The sequence below is a fragment of the Vibrio sp. 1401 genome (genome assembly GCF_033340295.1).
Genome location: NZ_JAWOWF010000129.1, coordinates 1 through 1,124, shown reverse-complemented (window position 1 = coordinate 1,124; position 1,124 = coordinate 1). Strand labels below are relative to the sequence as shown.

Annotated in this window: 2 protein-coding genes; both read left to right on the top strand. The window is 44.4% G+C overall.

All coding sequences use genetic code 11. From position 1 onward, the window contains the following. Positions 1-466, top strand: a 466-nt coding sequence (locus tag R7Z77_RS24050; protein WP_318136885.1) for a transaldolase family protein, incomplete at its 5' end; no start/stop codon positions are given. Positions 467-809: 343 nt separating this feature from the next. Continuing rightward, the coding region (locus R7Z77_RS24045) for a DUF2799 domain-containing protein (RefSeq protein ID WP_318136884.1) at positions 810-1,124 on the top strand (315 nt) is incomplete at its 3' end.

Sequence of the window (1,124 nt, the reverse complement as noted above, 5' to 3'; positions counted from 1 at the left end):
GGAAGAAGCGCGCCAAATCCATGAATTACCCTATGATATGGTCGTCAAAGTGCCAGCGACCGAAGCGGGCTTATCGGCAATTAAGTTAATGAAAAAAGAGGGAATTCAAGTACTCGCCACCGCTATTTACTCTGCTCAGCAAGGTTTCCTTGCGGCATTGTGCGGCGCTGACTATCTTGCGCCTTATGTGAACCGTATTGATGCGATGAACGGAAACGGTGTAGAAGTGGTCGCAGACCTGCAATTGCTACTGGATCAAAACCAACTGCCTACAAAAATTTTGGCAGCGAGTTTTAAGAATACCCAACAAGCGATGGAAGTGATGAAGTTAGGCATTGAAGCGATTACCTTGCCTGTCGATGTGGCCGCGCAGAAGTTTTCTCATCCAGCAGCTCAGCCGGCTGTCGATCAATTTGATAAAGACTGGAAATCCGCGTTTGGCAACAAACTTTCATTTGAAAGTTAAGCATAAAATTATCGAAAGTCCCGTTCCTCCTCGATCGAGGGGCTTTTGATATGGGAATCTCTGAGAAAAAGTAACATTCGCGCAGGCAACTGTTTATAGATACGGCTTACGAAGAGATTCCCACCTCACTAATCTCGCCTCTACCTTCACGCAAAGTACTCTATTCGTAACATCACTACTGACGAACAACGCTCGTTCCACAAGCAAAAAATTTTTGCTTCAAGCCGACAAACTCACAATCTCAACGCATCAATAAGTCGGTAATTATTAATTTTATCTATTGGAAATGAACACTGTTCATTTATAATCAGCGAACCTAACGCAGTAACAAGGAATCCACTTCATGAAACGCATTGCGCTTCTCTTTGCCATGTTTGCATTACTTTCTGGTTGTAGCAGCATGTCGCCAGAACAATGCCAAACCGCAGATTGGTATCGCGTCGGCTACCAAGATGGCCGCTCAGGCAACAACCCAAACATTTTGTACGAATATATTAAAGACTGTCGCGAAGCAGGCGTAACGCCAAATCACGTTGAGTGGCAAGACGGTTTTGATAAAGGCACTATTCTTTACTGTTCGCCAGACAATGGTTACACGGTGGGTGTAGAAGGAAAAACCTACTATGGCGTTTGCTCTAACGATCTTTTCCTTAAAAAC